Annotated in this window: 18 protein-coding genes; 11 read left to right on the forward strand and 7 right to left on the reverse strand. The window is 60.3% G+C overall.

Annotated features, from left to right (window positions below; genetic code table 11):
* Window positions 1-68: 68 nt before the first annotated feature.
* From NITLEN_RS13575 to NITLEN_RS13605, 7 genes are all read left to right on the forward strand, one after another.
* Window positions 69-1,247 carry a KamA family radical SAM protein gene (locus tag NITLEN_RS13575; protein ID WP_121990144.1) on the forward strand — a complete coding sequence of 393 codons (1,179 nt, stop codon included), beginning with the start codon at window positions 69-71 and terminating at the stop codon, window positions 1,245-1,247.
* A complete protein-coding gene (locus NITLEN_RS13580) occupies window positions 1,244-2,398 on the forward strand; it encodes a 2'-deoxycytidine 5'-triphosphate deaminase (RefSeq protein WP_121990145.1) in 1,155 nt (384 codons plus the stop codon). The genes NITLEN_RS13575 and NITLEN_RS13580 overlap by 4 nt, the downstream gene beginning before the upstream one ends.
* 2 nt (window positions 2,399-2,400) lie before the next feature.
* Window positions 2,401-2,805: a hypothetical protein gene (locus tag NITLEN_RS13585; protein WP_121990146.1), complete on the forward strand. Its 405-nt coding sequence runs from the start codon at window positions 2,401-2,403 to the stop codon at window positions 2,803-2,805.
* 47 nt (window positions 2,806-2,852) lie between these two features.
* Window positions 2,853-3,545: a TIGR04283 family arsenosugar biosynthesis glycosyltransferase gene (locus tag NITLEN_RS13590; RefSeq protein WP_121990147.1), complete on the forward strand. Its 693-nt coding sequence runs from the start codon at window positions 2,853-2,855 to the stop codon at window positions 3,543-3,545.
* 4 nt (window positions 3,546-3,549) lie between these two features.
* The gene (locus tag NITLEN_RS13595; protein WP_121990148.1) at window positions 3,550-4,314 is read left to right on the forward strand and encodes a TIGR04282 family arsenosugar biosynthesis glycosyltransferase; all 765 of its coding nucleotides are present in this window, start codon (window positions 3,550-3,552) and stop codon (window positions 4,312-4,314) included.
* A 27-nt stretch (window positions 4,315-4,341) separates the two neighbouring features.
* On the forward strand, window positions 4,342-5,076 hold the full coding sequence (locus NITLEN_RS13600) for an SDR family NAD(P)-dependent oxidoreductase (RefSeq protein WP_121990149.1): 735 nt from the start codon (window positions 4,342-4,344) through the stop codon (window positions 5,074-5,076).
* Window positions 5,077-5,227: 151 nt separating this feature from the next.
* Window positions 5,228-5,632, forward strand: a complete 405-nt coding sequence (locus tag NITLEN_RS13605) for a hypothetical protein (protein ID WP_121990150.1) — start codon at window positions 5,228-5,230, stop codon at window positions 5,630-5,632.
* 109 nt (window positions 5,633-5,741) lie between these two features.
* Here NITLEN_RS13605 and NITLEN_RS13610 read toward each other — a convergent pair whose 3' ends face one another.
* Window positions 5,742-6,065 (reverse strand): glutaredoxin family protein, encoded by a 324-nt coding sequence (locus tag NITLEN_RS13610; protein ID WP_121990151.1) that lies wholly within the window; start codon window positions 6,063-6,065, stop codon window positions 5,742-5,744.
* Between the two features lie 9 nt (window positions 6,066-6,074).
* Window positions 6,075-6,314, reverse strand: coding sequence for a BolA/IbaG family iron-sulfur metabolism protein (locus NITLEN_RS13615; RefSeq protein WP_121990152.1), 240 nt, complete (start codon window positions 6,312-6,314; stop codon window positions 6,075-6,077).
* 355 nt (window positions 6,315-6,669) lie between these two features.
* Here NITLEN_RS13615 and NITLEN_RS13620 point away from each other — a divergent pair, with 355 nt between their 5' ends.
* The 4 genes from NITLEN_RS13620 (at window position 6,670) to NITLEN_RS13635 (ending at window position 11,309) form a co-directional block, all read left to right on the forward strand.
* Window positions 6,670-7,104: a response regulator gene (locus NITLEN_RS13620; RefSeq protein ID WP_121990153.1), complete on the forward strand. Its 435-nt coding sequence runs from the start codon at window positions 6,670-6,672 to the stop codon at window positions 7,102-7,104.
* Between the two features lie 95 nt (window positions 7,105-7,199).
* Window positions 7,200-8,246 (forward strand): sensor histidine kinase, encoded by a 1,047-nt coding sequence (locus NITLEN_RS13625; protein ID WP_181416862.1) that lies wholly within the window; start codon window positions 7,200-7,202, stop codon window positions 8,244-8,246.
* Between the two features lie 4 nt (window positions 8,247-8,250).
* Window positions 8,251-10,764 carry an ATP-binding protein gene (locus tag NITLEN_RS13630; RefSeq protein ID WP_121990155.1) on the forward strand — a complete coding sequence of 838 codons (2,514 nt, stop codon included), beginning with the start codon at window positions 8,251-8,253 and terminating at the stop codon, window positions 10,762-10,764.
* On the forward strand, window positions 10,716-11,309 hold the full coding sequence (locus NITLEN_RS13635; protein ID WP_121990156.1) for a Tll0287-like domain-containing protein: 594 nt from the start codon (window positions 10,716-10,718) through the stop codon (window positions 11,307-11,309). The genes NITLEN_RS13630 and NITLEN_RS13635 overlap by 49 nt, the downstream gene beginning before the upstream one ends.
* Before the next feature lie 46 nt (window positions 11,310-11,355).
* Here the strand turns inward: NITLEN_RS13635 and NITLEN_RS13640 are convergent, their stop codons facing one another.
* The 5 genes from NITLEN_RS13640 to NITLEN_RS13660 all read right to left on the reverse strand — a co-directional run.
* Window positions 11,356-12,447, reverse strand: a complete 1,092-nt coding sequence (locus NITLEN_RS13640; protein ID WP_121990157.1) for an AI-2E family transporter — start codon at window positions 12,445-12,447, stop codon at window positions 11,356-11,358.
* Window positions 12,448-12,618: 171 nt separating this feature from the next.
* The gene (locus NITLEN_RS13645) at window positions 12,619-13,062 is read right to left on the reverse strand and encodes a bactofilin family protein (RefSeq protein WP_121990158.1); all 444 of its coding nucleotides are present in this window, start codon (window positions 13,060-13,062) and stop codon (window positions 12,619-12,621) included.
* A gap of 119 nt (window positions 13,063-13,181) precedes the next feature.
* Window positions 13,182-15,467, reverse strand: a complete 2,286-nt coding sequence (locus NITLEN_RS13650) for a PBP1A family penicillin-binding protein (RefSeq protein WP_146216191.1) — start codon at window positions 15,465-15,467, stop codon at window positions 13,182-13,184.
* A gap of 147 nt (window positions 15,468-15,614) precedes the next feature.
* Window positions 15,615-17,141, reverse strand: a complete 1,527-nt coding sequence (locus NITLEN_RS13655) for a sensor domain-containing diguanylate cyclase (RefSeq protein WP_121990160.1) — start codon at window positions 17,139-17,141, stop codon at window positions 15,615-15,617.
* A partial coding sequence (locus NITLEN_RS13660) for a cadherin repeat domain-containing protein (RefSeq protein ID WP_146216192.1) occupies window positions 17,138-18,433 on the reverse strand: 1,296 nt, incomplete at its 5' end. The genes NITLEN_RS13655 and NITLEN_RS13660, both read right to left, overlap by 4 nt.

Here is an 18,433-nt window from a genome sequence, read left to right on the forward strand (position 1 = left end):
TCGGCGACAGGGTGTGTCCACCCCTGCCGCGAGTGGTTGCATCTCTCAAACAGGAGGCCCTGACGCCCGTGGAGGAATGGAGACGCATACTCGCTGAGAGCATCGTGAAGCCGAAAGATCTGGCTGACCGGTTCGGACTCGACGAGAAAGAAATAGAAGCCATCGTCGGTCCGTATCCCATGCGGATCACCCCGACCGTCCTCGGGACGATGAAGGCAAAAGGCGACGCCATCTGGAAACAGGTGGTCCCGGAGATCGCGGAGCTGGACGATATCGATGCGGAAGACGATCCGCTCGAAGAAGACCTGATGAGTCCGGTGCCCCACCTTGTCCACCGGTACCCCGACCGCGTCCTCCTCATGGTCACCAACCAATGTCCGATCTATTGCCGCTTTTGCACCAGAAAGCGGCTGGTAGGGAAGCCGGGCTTTCTGAAGAAGGGCGAACTGGATCGCGCTATCGCCTACCTGCGCGAACATACCGAGGTACGGGACGTCATTCTTTCAGGCGGCGATCCGTTGCTGCTGCCCGACTATCTCTTGGAACGCATTTTTAAAGCGTTGCGGTCCATCCCGCATCTGGAACTGATTCGCATCGGATCGCGAGTCCCCGGGACGCTGCCGGAACGGATTACACCGAAGTTGTGCGAACTCGTCAAAAAGTACCATCCGATTTATATGAACCTGCACTTCAACCACCCGGACGAACTCACGCCGGCCGTGAAAGCCGCCTGCGGCATGCTCGCGGATGCCGGTGTGCCGCTCGGAGCCCAGACCGTGCTGTTGAAAGGGGTCAACGATGACCCCGAGGTGATGAAGCGCCTGGTCCATCAACTGCTCCTAGCCCGGGTCAAGCCGTACTATCTCTATCAAGCGGATCTGACCAAGGGCACCAACCATTTCCGCACATCGGTTGAGACCGGCCTCAACATCATCAAGGCCCTTCAAGGTCACACCAGTGGGATGGCCGTTCCGCACTTTGTCATCGACGCGCCCGGCGGCGGAGGGAAAATCCCGCTCCTCCCCAGCGACTACCTGGTGCACCTGGATGAAGACGGTGCCGTGCTACAGAATTACGAGAGTAAAACGTTCCGCTATCCGCAACCGAAGTCCGGTAGCAGCCGCGAGTTGCCGATGGTCGGCGCACGGGCCGGCTTCGACTACGAGGCCAGCGAAAATAGCTACCCTGACCGCGACGGGTTCTCTTCGTTGGGCAACAGTTGCGGGGGAGATACAGACGAGCTGTGAGCAAAACACCGACCCAGGGCATCCTCCCCTATCAGGACATCAAGCAGCTGATCGTCACCGGGGCCCTCACGGCATCCCCCGCGATCGAAGACCGGCAGATTCAACCGGCCAGTCTTGACTTGCGCCTAGGGCGCAAAGCCTACCGGTTGATCAGCAGTTTTCTGCCGGAACTCTCCCCTATTTCCTCACGGCTCGACGTGCTCGACTTCTATCAATCGGATCTCGTCATGTACGAGATGGATTTGACGGAAGGAGCCATCCTGGAAAAAGGGCACGTCTATCTTGTCCCGCTGCTGGAACATCTGAAACTCCCCAAAAATCTGCGCGCGCGGGCCAATCCCAAAAGCACCACCGGCCGGCTCGATGTCTTTACCCGTGTCGTGACGGATTTGAATGCGGGCTTCGACGAAATCCGTTCCGGTTATCACGGGCCCCTGTTCCTCGAAGTCGTGCCTCGTTCGTTCGCGGTCAAAGTCCGCACCGGCCAATCGCTGAATCAGATCCGGTTCGTCCGCGGCGAAGCCACCGTCAGCGATGCGTCGCTGAAGACGCTGCACAGCAAATCCCCGCTGCTCTATCACAACAGCCCGACCAGAAAAGTACTGGGACAACGCGAGTTCCGCGCCGAGCGCGGGCTCTTCCTGCGCATCGACCTGAAAGGCGACGACCGGACGGACTCGGGCATCATCGGCTATCGGGCCAAGAAGAACAGCCACGTCATCGATCTGGCCAAGGTCGGGCACTATAGCGCCGCAGATTTCTGGGAACCGCTCCATCGGCACCGGCATGACAGCCTGCTCCTGGAACCCGAAGAGTTTTACATCCTCGCCTCCAAGGAACGGATTCGTGTGCCGGCCGGATACGCCGCTGAGATGGTCGCGTACGAAGCAGCCTGCGGAGAGCTGCGCACACACTACGCCGGATTCTTCGACCCGGGCTTCGGGTATGGAGCAAAAGGAGAGATCAAAGGGACGCAAGTGGTGTTGGAAGTCCGCCCCCACGATGTGCCATTTTTGATCCACGACGGGCAGACATTTTTTAAGGTTGTATATGACCGCATGCTCGACGTACCCTCACAGCTCTACGGCACCACGTTAGGATCGTCGTATCAAGGGCAAGCGCTCACACTCAGCAAACATTTCAAAGTGTAACCATGGCACCTACAGACCTTCCGCAAAAAGATCCCGCTCCGGCTTCGTCGCCGGGCCATGTGGACGGCGAGACGAGCGAAGACAAGCAACTCAGCGTCGCCGGCATGATGACCGGCACCGCGCTGATTTTTATCGGCTTTCTGAATGTCTTTCTGTCGATCAGCGGCGGATTTGAAATCAATGCCGTCCCCTTGCTGATCTACTTCGGCGGAATCGCCGTGTGGGCCAATGCCGTGATCGAGAATCCCACCTGGCGCTATAGCGTCATGATCGTCGCGATCGCGATCGGCTTGGGCTTCTTCCACTACGGCGAAGTGCTCTTCTGGCACAAACAAGTCGTCTTCTGGACGACCGTGGTCGTCGTCATGTACTTCATGTTCAGAGAACCGAAAACGCCGGACCGGTAGTACGACCGCTGTCCGCCGCCGCCGGACCATCTCGACAAGCTGCCCAGATGACCATCGCCGTCATCATCCCCACCCTGAATGAATCCTCGACGATTGCGCGCACCCTGACACACACCGTCGCCTTGGGATTCGACGAAATTGTCGTCAGTGACGGCGGCAGCACCGATCCTACGCTCCAGATGGTCCAAGCCTGCTGTGCCAGAGTGCCGGTCGTACGGTTAGTCACCGCACCGACCGGCCGAGCCCGGCAACTGAATGAAGGCGTGAAAGCCTGCCGCAGCGACATCCTGCTGTTTCTCCATGCCGACACGGAACTTCCGCCGCATGCGAAAACGGCGATTGAATCCGCAGTGAAGAATCCTCAGATCGTCGGCGGGCGGTTCGATGTCCGCTTCGATCGTCCGTCCCGATGGGGCACGATCATCAGCTGGCTCATGAACCGGCGCTCACGTCTCACCGGCATCGCCACCGGCGACCAGGCCATGTTCGTCCGCCGTCAGATCTTTGAACAGATGGGCGGCTTCCCGAATATTCCGCTGATGGAAGATATTGCATTCAGCCGGCATTTGAAACGTCGGGGGCCAACCGCCGCGCTCGCGGATCGCGTCACGACCTCGTTCCGGCGCTGGGAGAAAAACGGGCCTCTGCGCACAATTTTCTTGATGTGGACGCTGCGCTTCCTGTATTGGCTGGGGGTCAGCCCCACTCGACTCAACCAATGGTATCGTGCAGTCCGATAAGCGTATGAACAAACCATCACCCAAATCGTCCCAGTCTGCATCGACACAACCACCGTCCGCCGCCCTGGTGATCTTCGCGAAGGCGCCTGTCCCGGGCCAAGTGAAGACCCGCCTGTGCCCGCCGTTGACGCCTGACGAAGCCGCCACTCTGCACGGCAGCTTTGTCATCGACATGCTTGAGCGCACCAAAGTCGCCACGGCAAAGCTGAAGTTACCCTTTGATCGTTACCTGGCCTGCGCGCCATCCTCCACACTGGTCTTCTTCCAGATCATGGAAGAGCGGCAGAGCGTGAAGCTAATTGATCAAGTCGGCGACGATCTAGGTGCGCGCATGCAGCAGGCGTTCGCGACCCTCTTCGGGAAGGGCTATCAACGGGTCTTCATCGTCGGCGCCGATGTCCCGTCGCTGCCGCTCGATCATTATAAGCAGGCCCTGGCTCTGCTGGATGCCCACGACGTCGTCTTAGGACCGGCACTAGACGGCGGATATTATTTGATCGGCCTCACGCAACCCCGGCCCGAACTCTTCGCCGACATTGTCTGGTCGACCGATCGCGTACTCGTGGCCACACAGGAGAAAGCTGTCGGCCTCGGCTTGAAGGTGGCGTTGCTTCCTGCCTGGCGCGATGTTGATACCATCGACGATCTCCAGGCATTGATGGACGCTAGCGCTGCGGACGCAAAGAAGCCGAAAACTGAGCAGGTCTTTTCAGCACGCACCGCCGGTGCGCTCCAGCATCTGGCCAAGCGCTTACGGGCAAAGACATAACCACCACTTTCACCACGGACATCGACCATGAACGAACGTGTCGCACTCATCACCGGCGGAGCGAAAGGCATCGGGCGTGGGATCGCATTGGACCTGGCTGCGCAGCATTGGAAAGTCGCTATCTGCTACCGCACCAGTGAAGCCGAGGCGCAGAAGACTGCGCTGGCCATCACCGAGCGCGGCGGGCAGGCGCTGGCCATTCGCTGTGATGTCGCAGACCCCGCGGCGGCCAAAGACCTCGTGACTCAGGTTGAACACACGTGGGGCGGCATCGATGTCCTCGTCAACGGCGCCGGGCCCTACCACCGCGTGAATCTGTTCGAAGAGACGATCGAGGGATGGAACGAAATGTTCGACGGCAATCTCCACCCCATCTTCTATCTGGCCAAAGCCATCGCGCCGGGCATGAAAGCCCGAAAATCCGGCCGCATCATCAATTTCAGCATGGCCAATGCGGAACAGATGATCTCGCAACCGGATGTCACGGCACACTACATTGCCAAAGCCGGCGTGCTCATCCTGACCAGGACGCTCGCCAAGTTGCTGGCGCCGCACGGCATCACCGTAAATGCGATTTCGCCGGGCTTCATCGATTCCGGCAGCGCGCCGCCGGAAGAACTGGCCGGCATGACGAAACGGATTCCCGCTGGCTATATCGGCACTATCGACGACACCGTCGCCGCCGTGCGCTACTTATTGAGTGAGGATGCGCGCTACGTGAACGGCGCGAACATTCAGATCAGCGGGGCATGGGGAATATAGGGAAATGGGACTGTACCCGTGGCGCTTCCTTGCTCACTGAACGCGCACCCGGAACAATCGAAACCTTAGATTAAGGGCGGTGCTCGCTCAATGTGCGCAGGGAAACCGCCACGGGCACAGTCCCTGAGAGAGAAGAGGGAGACTAGAAGAAATGAAAACGGATCAAGAACGCGAAGCCCATCATCGATTTGTCCAAGCGCTCCAGCATGAGCATCTGACCTGCTCCAAGCCCGGTTGTGGCGGAGCGATGGATGTCGCCGACCTCACTCCGCATAATGCCCGCATCAAGGCCTATGAAGCGACGTGCGAACGCTGTCATATGGTAGAAAAGATCACGGGCAAGGAGGAGCACTCACCGGCTTGGGACGTGGCTTCGATCACGATGATGGCCGAAGTACACCTCCTGCATGATCAGCCAACCTGTCCGTTCGACGACACCCCCATCACCTTCATCTCCATGCCGAATCCCAGGCGAAAAGGCCGTTACCGACTCACCTGCTTCTACTGCGGGCGTCATACGGAAATGAACTGGCCGCCGCCGGAAGCGAAAGGATAGACCGCCCTTCTCTCAACGCGGCACCAAACAAGAAAGCCGGCGGGTACTCCAACGAGCACCCCGCCGGCTTCCGTTTTACCGTTATCTATAACCCGCGAGTGACGACCGCCTACTTGCCGAACGCTTTCTTCAGCAGCGGCTCCATCTCACCCTTCTTTTCCATCGGATCGAGAATGTCGGTGTCGCCATAGAACGTCCCGTCGATGAACACCTTGGGCAGCGTCGGCCAATTGGTCATCTTAGTGAGGGCCTCCCGCTTGGTCGGCTGCGAGAGCACATCGATCAGTTCATACGGGTATCCGTACTTCTCGAAAAACTGCATCGTCTCGCGCGTGAATCCGCACATCGGCATGGTCTTCGTCCCCTTGCCGTAGATCAGGATCTTATGCGCTTTGACTTCCTTCTGGATTTCGTCTTCTATCGGTTCGGCCATCGTATCCTCCTATGCTTCGTCTTTAGTGCGGGCCGTCAATTCCAACGCATGGATCCGCCCATCCTTCAATGGCACATCCAGTGCCTGATAGATGAGCCTGTGCCGATCCAGCAGATTCTTCTCCCGAAACGCCTCCGACACCACGATCACTTTCAAGTGATCCATCGTCCCGGTGCGATCGGTGACCGTCACCGCCGCATCCGGCATACTCTTCAGAACGTACTCAGTCAACACTTCCGGTGTGATCATGCCCTGCCTCCGTCTAGTGGATGAGAATACCCGAGGGGGGACTGGAAACGCAATTCACTTAGCCAGCCCCTCACCCACCTAGCGAACGACACAACTTCTTGCTCCTATTGGCGATCCCTACGAGCGACTCCCCCCACTGCATTCCGTTACACCTGGTGCCTATGCACCAACCGTGGTGGTGCATAGGCACCACCACACATCGAACCCGTAGATTGGCCAACCGCAATCGATTCATTTGCAGCGGGTTTTCATCACCTCCTGCGAGGCATCGAGATTGCTCATTGGCACAGTAGGAGAACGACCATGAACCAGACATCCTCAACACCGCCCATCACTCACCATCAAGGAGGCTACCATGGCTGAATTCAAATCAGGGTTCTTTGTCGGAGGAGATGCGTGCAACGGGCGAGTCCTTGTCGTGGACGATGAGCCGGACATCCGCAAAGTCGTGAAAATGACCTTGCAGAAAGCTGGCTATGACGTGCTGGAAGCCGAAAATGGCGAGAAGGCCATTGAGACCATCAACAGCGGAGAAAACCGGCTGCTGCTTGACATCATGATCTGCGATATCCGCATGCCGAAGGTCAACGGAATCGAAGCGATCGCCTATTTCCGGCAGAATTATCCCCGTGTGCCGCTGATTGTCCTGACCGGGTTCCCCGATACCGACATGGCGACGTCCTTACTCAGGCAGGGCGTGGTCGACTATCTAGTGAAGCCCGTTGAAGGCGAAAAACTCAAAGCCGCCGTCGCCCGCGCGATGGAGCAGCGTGAGCTCGCGCCCTTATGAAATCATCAGCGCCGCGATTATCTGAGCAGGATCAGCCGGGGAGGATCATGCAGCGGCCCTCCCCGGCCCCACGAGAAAAGGATTCCGCCGCCCCTATGCCGACCACGCACCCAACAGACGTGACGCCCACCAAAATTGCGATTCTTGGAGCAGGACGAGGAGGGGTCGCCCTCCTCGACCTGCTCCACCAAATGCCGGCCATCGAAATCATCGGCATCACCGACTGCAACCCCAACGCACCCGGCCTGCAACGAGCCCGCGAACTGCGCGTGCCGGTCGCGCCCCACATCACCGCGCTCATCCAAAGCCACGGCGTGCAGCTAATTCTCGACGTAACCGGCGACCCCGCATTAGGAGCGATCCTCCGCAACCACGCCCGGCCCGAAGCCGATGTGCTCAGTGGCTCAGCATCCCGCATGCTCTGGGAACTCGTTCAACATGAATCGATCTTGCAGGCGGAACTGCTTCACGCCGAAAAACTCGCGGGGATCGGCTCCTTCGCCGCAGGCATTGCCCACGACATCAATAACCCACTGCAGCTGATTCTCGGACTCGCAGAAAATCTGGAAGACGAGACCGACCTTGCAACCATTCACGAGCAAGCCGCTGACATCATTACCGCCGTCAAACGCACGACGGCTATCTGCCGGGACTTGACGTCCTACACCCGACGCTCCGCCTCTCACAATCATAGCCTGGTTCCTCTCAGCGCCAGGCTTGACGAAGCTCTCAAGATTGCCCGGTATGCCGTAGGGCTTCACGATATCGACATCGTAAAACGCTATACTCCCGACGCCGCCGCCTCAGGCAATCCAGACGAACTGCTCCACGTCTTCGTCAATCTCATCACCAACGCCATCCAAGCCATGGACAGCGGCGGGACCTTGACACTGCGCACGGCCATCGAACCGGATACGGTGCTCGTGCAAGTCTCCGACACCGGCTGCGGCATCCCGCCCGATCTCTTCAACGCGATTTTCGAACCCTTTTTCACCACCAAACCACCTGGGAAAGGCACCGGCTTAGGCTTGTATAACATCAAGCACGTCATCCACCAGATGCACGGGGCGATTGCCGTGACCAGCGACGTCGGCATCGGCAGCACCTTTACCATCACCTTGCCACGAACAGCACAGGCGTGATCCCATGACAACACCAAGGCTGGCACGCCCGCACCACACACCGAGAGAGATACGGTGGGGGCTGAAAGCCAAACTCATCCTCTCGATGCTCTTCGTCGGCATCGTCCCGCTCGTCATCGGATTGGGCATGGCCTTTTGGCAAGGGTCGCAAGAAATCCGCGACGTCAACGGCGAAAGTTTTAAGGCCCTCGCAACCGAGGCCGCCCGCAAACTCGACCTACTCGTTGCCGACGAAGTCACCCGGACATCGCGCATTGCCAGTGAGCCTGCGATCGTGCAAGAACTCGAGCACCGCCGGGATCGACTGCACGTCCCGCCTCCGCCTGCCGCCTCACCGGCCGACTCCGACGCGGAAGCCCGCTGGGCCGCGCATGATCCGGAGCTGGTGGCACAGATTACCGGAGGCCCCCTCGCCACACTGCTGCAGGAATACTACACTGGAATCCACAGCGCCCCCGACCAACTGCTGCCCCAAGTCGTCCGGTCCGCCACCAAAATGCTGTTCCTGACCGACGTTCAGGGCACGCTGGTAGCGGCCATGACCGCCACCCCCGCATTTCGGCACAACCACACCGCGTGGTGGCAAGGCGCCTACAACCAAGGGGCAGGAAAACTCTACATTGAAGATGTTCACTTTGATGAAAAGATCAACGCGTATGCGTTCACCATTTCTATCCCCGTTATGGACAGTCTCCGTTACGAAGTGGTCGGGATCCTCCATCGTGTGGTCGACGCCAAAGAATTTTTCTCTCCGTCGACCCACGTGATCCGATTTGGAAAAACCGGGCACGTCATGTTGATCGATAGCCGGGGCATCGTCATGAGCTGTCCGATCCTCCCAACCGGCGTCTCGCTATCGGACCAAAGCCTGATTCCCCTCATCACACCGCTCCAGCCCGGCTGGACCCAGGCCTCAAGCGACGGACACGGGGGCAAGACGACCTCAATCATCGGCTTCGCGCCTCTGCCGGAGACCAGCCGCGCGACGAACGGCTCGCTGAGCGGCGGTTCATGGCATACCTTTGTCTGGCAATCGTCCGATGAACTGTTTGCGCCGATCCAGCACCTGTTTATCTGGATGACCATCTTTGGCGGCATCGCCGTCGTGCTCCTCGCCGTGCTCGGGTATGTCGCCGCCAGCCGCATCGTCACGCCGGTCCGTGCCCTGCAACAGGCCGCCCAGGCGATTGGGCGAGGGGATCTCCAAACCGCCATCGACATTCGCACCGGCGATGAATTGGAAGATCTGGCCGATGAATTCACTCGGATGAATGCACAACTGGAAGCCGCCTTTGCCGGCTTGACCGACCAAGTCACCTTAAAAACGCAAGAAGTAGATTACCTCCGGCAATCCACCGATCAGATTCTCGATGCAGTCCCCACGCCCATCGTCTTGATCGACGCCCGGGAATCCGTCCACTATGTGAATCAAGCCGCCCGTAAGACCTTCCACCTCGCGCCGGAAGCCACGCCGCCGCTCTCACTCTTCACCGTGCTTCCACTCGACGCCGCCGGCCAAACCAAACTGCGCCAAGAGTTTTCAGGGACGGCCTCCGAGACGCGCGACTCCGCCGCACCGATTCGAAACAAAACCCCCCGTGACCCCCTGGCGCAATCCGAGACCCACGAGGGAACTCTTGACCGGCCGGAACTTCAGATTGGGGCACGGACCTATCATTACCAATGGTTCCGTTTGCCCAGCCGCCCGGGCGAAGACCCGCAAGGCGGACTCGTGCTCCGCGACGTCACTGATGACAGCCGCCTGCAAGACCAACTCATTCAAGCCGAGAAGTCCGGCAGTCTCGGCGTGCTCACCGCCGGCATCGGACATGAATTGAACAATCCACTGTTCGGCATCCTGGGGCTTGGAGAAGCCATTCAGGATGAAACCGATCTGGCGCGCGCCCGATCGCACGCGCGCGATATCGTCGCCCAAGGGCGCCGGATGGCTGCCATCATCCGCGACTTCACCGGCGTCACCGCTCGGGACACCGCAGCCCAGCGCATCCCGGTGTGCGTGGAAACCGCCATCGAGCGCGCGCTCGCCGCCATGCAGATCGCCACGGATCTGACCCGGGTGGCCCTGCACAAGACCTTCGCCGGAGAGACCATGGTCCTGGCAATCCCCGACCAACTCCAGCAAGCGATGATGAACCTCTTGCTGAATGCCGTTCAGGCAATGAAAGGCGCCGGCGCATTGACCATCGTCACGACACAGGCGGACCAACTGGCCACCGTCAGGATTACGGACACCGGCCCTGGGATTGCCCCACAACACCTTGCACGAATCTTCGATCCGTTTTTTACGACAAAGGGACAAGGGGAAGGTTCAGGCTTGGGACTGACCGTGGCCCGACGCATCATCAGGAAATTCGGCGGCGAGTTGCGGATCGAGAGCCGTGAGGGAGCGGGCACGACCTGCCTCATCACACTGCCGGTGATCCACAACCAGTCACCCAAGGAGGGCCCATGCACCGCGTCGCCACCATGCTCGGAACCACAGCCGTCGCGTTCCTAGCCGCGGGGCTCCTGCTCGCACCCATTCCGCCGCTGGCCAACGAACCGCCGATCCTGCCGGGAATCTCGCCGGAAAAGGTCGCCGACTATGTGCATGCCATCGTGCAGGCCGACCGGACGATTTACACCACGCTCGTCGTGACCCGGATGCAGGACAAGCACATCGTCAACGCCACCGAGCATTGGGAGCAGGACAATGCCTTGCCGCTCCCCGCCCAATTCCTGCAACACTCGGGAAAGATCGTCGCTGAAAGCGGACGCGGCATCCGCTATCGCCTCATCGGCCTCTCCCCGATTTACCAGCGGAATGCGCCGGCCACGGATTTCGAGCGAAATGCCCTCGTCGCGTTGGCCAAGCAACCGGACCGCCCCATTACCGGGACGGTATCGAGCGGAAAGAAACAGTTCTTCCAGGCCATCTACCCGGATCGCGCCGTCTCCGCAGCCTGCGTGTCCTGCCATAACAGCCACCCGCTGAGCCCGAAGCGAGACTTCAAGGCGAACGACGTTATGGGCGGGATCGCCATTACCATTCCATTGGACTAACGGTGAGGATAAGGAAGAACCGGCATCGGTCAGCGGAGGGTCAGGATCACGGGGGTGAATGGGGCGCCGCAACGGCTTCGGGAACAAAATACTCTTCCCGATAGATTTGGATCGCCGTCATAAAGAGGCTGATGATAATCGGCCCGGCAAACAATCCCAGTAGTCCGTACAATCCCAGTCCGCCGAGTACAGAGAGCACCAGCAGCAAGACGGGAATCTGAATCTCCTGACCGATGAGCCACGGCCGGAGAAACTGATCGATCATCGAGACCACGCCAACCCCCCAGGCCAACATGCCCAGCGCCTTGCCGACGGACCCGATGGCAAACAAATACACCACGACCGGCCCCCAGACCAAGGCCGTCCCGCCAAAAGGAATCGGCGCCAGCACAATAGTCAATGCCGTCAAGACCATCGGAAACGGCACGCGCAATACGAAATACGCCAGTCCGGCCAGCACGCCTTGCACCAGCGCAGTCACCAGCATGCCCTTCACGACGGCCCGGACGGTTTGATCGAGCCGCGTGAGGATTTTCCGTTTATGCGACTCCTCCATGGGAATGAGCTCATACAGCGACTCCATCCAGCGTTCGCCGTCTTTGAACAGAAAGAACAGCACCATCAGCATGATGAAAAAGTTGCTGATCAGCACGACCGCGTTTTTCAGGAAATCCCCTATCTGGCTGACCAGGAACTGGCTCACCCATTTGGCGCCTGAGACCACGGAGTCCTCTATCGACACAGGCTGTCCGCCGCCGCCCGCTACCACCGAACGCAACCAGTTGCCGACTACAGGCACCGTCGCCAAGCGCTCCGGCAACTCTTGGACACCACCGGCGGCAATCCACTCCTGAATCGTCTGCTCCACCGCCACCGCTTCCCGAACGAACGACACGCTCATCAGCACCACCGGCACCACCACCACGGTCAGGACGCCGACGGTCAAACAACCGGCGGACAAGGTGTCGCGTCCCCGCATCAGCGACGTCAATCGACGATGCAGCGGAAATACCCAATGCGCCAGCAACGCCGCCCAGATGGCCGGAAATAGGAACGGTTGTAAGATGAGCCCGATCTGATAGAGCAACAACGCCAGAAGGGCGAAGAAGACGACAGTAAAAAGTTGTGAACGAGTCATACGTGGTCTGGAACCAGGTGCGTAGCCATGACGGTGATAGCAGATCTATTGGAGGTTGTCACGAACGCACTGGCCGCCACACTGGGTGGGGGACGATCGCGTAGAGTATTCCCGTACGGTGAGCCGCTACGCGCTGTGAGAACGCCGCTGGCGGACCTGTTCAGCAGCTTGTCAGAGATCCGGCTTTTTCCCCAACACCGCGACCGGACGATTGCGATTGCCGTTCATATCCCGAACCGCACCCGGTAACCGCGGGACATCTTCCGGCCAGGTCGTGACGCCCATGTCACTGACCCCCTGAAACTTCGCGCCGTCTTCCATCGAGAAGATCGGGGCATGCACTTCACCCATGATGATGCCGGTCTTGAGCAATTGCACCCGATCGCTGGCGGTAATGGTCGCTTTAATGCGCCCACTGCTGATCAACACACCGGCTGTAATCGTCCCCTTCACCACGCCATCTTCCCCGACAATGACTTGGCCCTTGGTATAGATGTCGCCTTCCAGGCGGCCATCAATGCGAACCGTGCCTTCGACACGAATCTCACCCTTGAGCTCCACCCCTTTGGCCAACAACGTGATATTCCCGTCGTCCATATACGCGCTCTTTTTCATAGCTGCTCCCTGTTGGCGAACACCCGCCACTCAGGATACCGCAGGGGTGGAAAGTCGCCTAGCAGTTTGTCAAAACAGGGCGCGGGAAAGTCGCACTCGCCACAGGCCATCAATGAGCGCTATGAAAATCCGAGCGTGTGCTTCACACGTTCCCATAGTCCCCCGCCATGCACCTCGCAATACACACTCGGTTCCGTCCCTTCCAGAAACACCTCCGCCACCCGCTCAGGGCACTGCGCTGTCGCCAACTGGCCTGTGCGCGGATCAATTGTCCGCGAGACGATCCCGCTGGGCATGGAAAAATCTGGAGAGTCGGCAGGAATGAGTCGTCGTGCCACGTCCACCCAGATCGGCAAGGCGGCCTGTGACCCGGCCAAACGAATCGCCCGTTCGTCGTCGAATCCAACCCAGACACCGATCACTAATTCCGGGGTGTAGCCGACGAACCAGGCATCGCGATATCCGTCCGTCGTACCGGTCTTCCCGGCAACCGGACCGCGCAGACCCCAGGCTCTTGCTTTCGATCCGGTTCCCCGATCCAGCACGCCCTTCAAGAGAGACGTCGCCAGATACGCGCCTTGCGCCGACACCGCCTGATGCCGGTCCACCATCGGGCTCCAGACCGTCTCTCCGGAATCACGGACCAGATTGGTGAGGGCCACGGGCTTCACCACCACACCGGCATTCGCCAAGCCGCCATAGGCCGCCGTAATTTCGAGCAGCGAAACTGAGGCGCTCCCGAGCGCGGTCGAGAGATTGTCGGGCAACGCCCCCTGAAGGCCGAATCCCCGCAAAAGCCGGTTGATCGATCCGATCCCCAGCCGATGCGCCGTGCGGACCGCCGGCACATTCAGAGACTGTTCGAGCGCCGCCCGCACCGTGACTTGTCCATGAAACTGGCGATCGTAGTTCTGCGGCGACCAGGAGCTGGTCCCGGACTCGAAACTCACGGGCTCGTCCGCCAACATCGTCGCCGGGGTGAGCCCCGTACTTCCCTCAGCGCGAGCCGCCTCAAACGCCGCGAGATACACAAAGGGCTTAAACAGCGACCCTGCCTGCCGGTGCGCCTGCGACGCCCGATTGAATTGACTCGTGCGATACTCACGCCCCCCGACCATCGCGCGCAGATGACCCGTGTGCGTGTCGAGCACGACCACGGCGCCCTGCAGCGGCGTCTCCCCCTCGCGCAACGCCGGATACTGCCGTTCCAGTTTCTCCAGCCCTTTGCGCAACGAATCCGTCGCCAGCTGTTGCATATACGGATCGAGCGTCGAATAGATCCGGGCGCCTTCCGGAATGCCCATCCCGGTTCCCGCTTCGACCTGCCGCAGCAGATAGTCGACAAAATACGGGGCATCCGCCACAACATCTTCCGGCAACGACACTTGTACCGGCCTATTCACCGCCTCCTTCCACGCACCTTCGGTCAGCACCCCCTCATCGCGCAATCGGCGGAGCACCACATTCCGGCGGTGGGTCGCATGTTCCAGATTTTTTGTCGGAGAGTAGGTGTTCGGGCCTTTAATCATTCCGCCGATCAGCGCTACCTCCTCAACCGAGAGGGCATCCAGGGATTTCCCGAAATAGCGGTGCGCCGCTTCGCCGACCCCGTAGATCGACACCGAGCCGGCTTGCCCAAGATAGATCTCATTGAGATAGCTCTCGAGGATCTCTTCCTTGCGATACTTCCATTCCATGACAACCGCCGCCACCACCTCGCGCAGCTTGCGTCCCATGGTCCGTTGCGGCGAATAAAACAGATTCTTGGCGAGCTGCTGGGTAATGGTGCTCCCGCCCTGCACCACCCCGCCGCGCGTCACATTCGCCCACAGCGCCCGGCCGATCGCAACGGGATCGACCCCATAGTGGGAAAAGAACCGCCGATCTTCCACCGCCAAAACCGTCTTGATGACCAACGGAGGAATCTGGCCGTAGGGTACCCACTCACGCACCTGCCGCGACCCGCCACGCATCCCGCTCAGCAAGGGCGCCTCCAAGGTCACAAATGGCAGGGCCTCCCGCTCCCGCACCGACAGCACATTCGTGATCACGCCATCCTTCAATTCCACCTGCACACGGCGAGACGGCTGGTGGCTCTCTTCCTGCGCATGCAGATACAGATCGATGACAGTCGGCGACGCCAGATAGTCGCCGGGCGCCTGCACATTCGAGACGGCGCGATAGCCCAGCCGATGCAGCCGGTCGAACACTCCGGTCTCGATCACCGCTTCCCCGGGCTTCAACAGGTGCGGCGCGCCAAAGATCAGCAAGGGCGGATGCTCATCGCTCTTGGGGAGCGACAGACTGGCCGACAGTATCGCGCCGTACCCGACCAGTCCGAGCAAGGCGGCACCCGTCAACCCAAGCGCTCCACCCACAACCCATTTCATCCAACGTCCAGCCACAAACACGCCTCTCCACCAAATGCGCTCACAATGAGCTCAGCATACTCGAGGTGTGCTCAAGAAGCGATCATAGCGAGCGTGTGGAATGAAACGGCTTGTCCCCATGGACACGAACACGGCGGGAAGGAATTCGTCGAAAAAAGCCCTTCACGCGGCGGCAGACGATACATCCTTTGAACGGAACACACACACCCGGTTGCGGCCACTGCCCTTGGCCTCATACAACGCTTGATCGGCCTCTCCCAAAAGCGTCTGAATATCCGGGGCGCTCTCCACCAGGGACAGCGTGACGCCCAGGCTGGCCGTTACGCTCAACCCCTTGATCGATCGCACCGATGCCCCGCTTTCATTCTCAATGCGCCGACGAATCCGCTCGGCAATCTCATTGAGGAGCGCGGCCGTCACATCATTCAGGACGACGCAAAACTCTTCCCCGCCATACCGCCCCAGCACATCCTCTTGACGCAACACTGACTGGATGGTCTTCGCCACCGCCGTCAAGACTTGATCGCCGACGGCATGGCCATGCCGGTCATTGAACAATTTGAAATGATCGATGTCCACCATCACCACACCGAGCGTCGCGCGCCGTTCCACCGAACGCGCGACGAGCGTTTCGACCTGTTCGAAAAACGCCCGCCGGTTGAAACAGCCAGTCAGTGGGTCGCGCGTCGCCAGCCAGTGCAACTCTTCATTCTTCCGAAGGACATCCTGCTTCGACACATTCAGATCTTTCAACGCCTCTAACAGCTGCTCGTTGGCCTGCTCCAACTCCGTCACATCGCTGAACGACGCCAGCGCGCCGCGGACCATCCCCCGGTCGTCGCGAATCGGCGAACAATTACAGAGCAACAAACGTTCGGTCTGATCCGACGCACGGAACCCCAAAGCCACCGACACACGAATCTGCCGATCGGCAATCGAGGCCGTCCAGGGAAACCGTTCCGGCAACGGCGCGTGCCGCGTCGCAATCCACGCCAGGCCGCAGAGATCGCGGCCCAGGAGCGACTGCGCATCAAGGCCCACGCGCGCGGCAAACGAACGATTGGCCAGCACAATCACATCGGACGGATCGATCAGCACAATCCCTTCGGTCAACACATCCAAGGCGGCCCGCACACGCTGCGGCACGACCGCCGAGGGATCCAGCTGGCGCAATGTGCGCCGCATAAAAATCCAGTATCCGACAAACCCCAGCCCAGCCAGCGCCCCGAGAAACTGCACCCAGGCGCTCCGTAACCAGCCGCCTACCCCACCGACCACGGCGGGCCGGAAGGCCAACTCGAGCGTGCCCCACCGATCCGGCCCCTTCAGGATCGGCACACGAATTTGGTCGAGCGTCGAACCGTCGCCGGGCGGCAAGAGCCAATAGCGCCGATGATCGCCGACCTGCGCCACAAACTCGCGCATCCCCTGCCGAAGCGCCACGGACTGAATCGTCGCGTCGCGCTCGGCCAGCACTCGCATCGCTTCGGTGATCGCCGCAAGATTGCCGTCCTGTGCCAACCGCGAAAACTGGCCGGCCAACGATTCGGCCAACGCCTTCCGATACTGATACATCTGCTGCGCTTCGTCCGGCGCGACATGAAAGAGGGCATTACTCAGGAGCACGAGACTGACCGTCACCGACACCAACCCTAAGGACAGCCACACAAGGGGAGAGCGACCTCTCATGCAGCCCTCCCTTCATCAGAAGATCCGAACAGATGCTCGATCCGCTCATCCTCTTGGGGCGCTCCGCGCCGGCCATCACGCGCACCCTCCCGCTCCCGATCCTCTTTGGCCCGCACCAGAATGGGGAGCGGATCGAAAAAACGCCACACCGGCATCGTCGCCATAAGCGACGCCAGGAGCCACCCGCCCCGCAACGCCCACACCACGTAACCGGTTGAGAGAATAATGCTGACACCCGCCGCCGTCGCGGCCACGAGCGTAGCCTCATCCTGCTGCCCTTCCATCGCCTCCTCCAGAGACTCCGTCATGGCATCCAGCTCCTTGACGATGAACTCACTGAGCTTGAGCGGAATCTCAGGCGACTGCACCTGCGTCCGCAACTGATCCGCCGCCTCATGCAAGAGATTCAGTACCGGCTCGACGACTGTCCATGCCACTACGCCGCGTTCCTCGTCCAGAACGACCGGCTTCTCTCCGTCCTGAACATGACCCGGTCCCACAGGAAATACCGACATCGGGATCACGTGCGGAACCCCTGCCGGAGTGACAACTCGGACCACACCCGGAGGCAGCCCCATTGGCATCGACGTAGGACCCGGTGCCGGGCTCCCTCCCTCTGTCGGCACTGGATTCACGGGGCCGCCCGTGGTCGTCGGAATGGACGGCCCGGGAGGCACGGGCGTGACTGGAAGGAGAGGCCCGGGGACGGGCGCGGTCGGCAGCGGGGGGCCGCTGGTCACTGAGATCGTGAGGACTTGATCGTGCGTGAGTCCGCCCCCATCCGTCGTCCGAATGGTAATGGTATGGCTTGCCGCAGCCTGAACATCCAGCAACGTGCCGTCCATCACGGTGATGACCCCAGTGGTACTGTCGATCGCAAAGCGGCCGCCGGCGTTGCTGACCAATTGGTACGTGTGCGTATCCCCTGCATCGGGATCGCTTGCCGTGGCTGTACCCACCACCGTCCCGGTCGCCGCCCGCTCAACGACCGTGCTACCGCTCAGGCTGACGGACGTCGGCGCTTCATTCACGTTGATCAAGTTGATCGTAAACGCCTCGTCGTAGGTGAGGCCGCCGCTGTCGGTGACGCGGACCATGACCGTGTGGCTCGTGGCACTCTCGTAGTTGAGCAGGCTGCCATCGGCCACGGTGATGACACCCGTGCTCGTACTGATGGCAAAGCGGCCCCCTGCACTGTCGGTGAAGCTATAGGTCTTCGTATCGCCGTTGTCTGGGTCCGTCCCACTCACCGTGCCCACCACCGTCCCGTTCGTCGCATTCTCCGCCACCGT

Source organism: Nitrospira lenta (assembly GCF_900403705.1).
GTDB classification, from domain to species: domain Bacteria; phylum Nitrospirota; class Nitrospiria; order Nitrospirales; family Nitrospiraceae; genus Nitrospira_D; species Nitrospira_D lenta.